This is a genomic window from Streptomyces sp. SID10853, from assembly GCF_010548145.1.
In the GTDB taxonomy this organism is placed as follows: domain Bacteria; phylum Actinomycetota; class Actinomycetes; order Streptomycetales; family Streptomycetaceae; genus Streptomyces.
Map to the genome: position 1 here is coordinate 1 of NZ_JAAGLN010000511.1, position 791 is coordinate 791.

1 protein-coding gene is annotated in these 791 nt (G+C 77.1%); it reads right to left on the reverse strand.

Annotation, left to right across the window (positions count from 1 at the left end; translation table 11 throughout):
- The coding region (locus tag G3I19_RS36700) for an acyl-CoA dehydrogenase family protein (RefSeq protein WP_164267970.1) at positions 1 to 791 on the reverse strand (791 nt) is incomplete at both ends.

Consider the following 791-nt stretch of genomic DNA (forward strand, 5'->3'; position numbering starts at 1 on the left):
CCGTACCGTCGCCGGATTCCGCGCCTTCGCCCGGGACTGCCGTACCGCCGCCGGACCCCGCGCCTCCGCCCTGTCCTGCCGCGTCGTCGCCCGCCCCGGCCGGGCCCGCGTCCTCTCCAGCGGCCCGCGCCGCGTCCCAGGTCAGCGCCCTGGCCTGCTCGACCCTCAGGAGCATGTCGGCGCAGAGGTGCTTGACGGCCTGGAACTGGCCGATGGGCCGCCCGAACTGCTCGCGGACCTTGGCGTGTTCGGTGGCGGTGTGCAGCGCCCAGGCCGCCGTACCGCAGGCGTCGGCGGCGAACAGGACCGCCGCCAGGTCGGTGACGAGTGCGGGATCGAGGGTCAGCAGCCGGTCGTCGGGGACGTCGGCCCGCAGCCGCACCTCGGCGGTCGGCCTGGTCGGGTCCACGCTCTGCTGGGCGCGCACATCGAGCTCAGCGGCGTCCACTGCGGCCCAGCGCCCCTGGTGCCGGAGCAGGATCAGATCGGCCTCCGCGCCGCCGAGTACCGGATCGCCCGCTTCACCCAGGGCCACCGCACCGGTCCTGCGTCCGTCCGCGAGGGGCGCGGCGAGGTCGGGGCGGCCGGCCCGGTGCAGTACGGCGGAGGCCAGCACGGTCGGGAGATACGGGCCGGGGAGCGCCGCACGGGCCGTCTCCTCCAGGATGACGGCCTGCTCCAGAAGACCGCCGCCGCCCCCTCCGTACTCCTCGGGGAGGTGCGCGCCCAGCAGCCCCTGCGCGGCGAGCGCGGCCCAGTGCGCGGGCCTCGCGCCCCTGCCGCCATCGCCG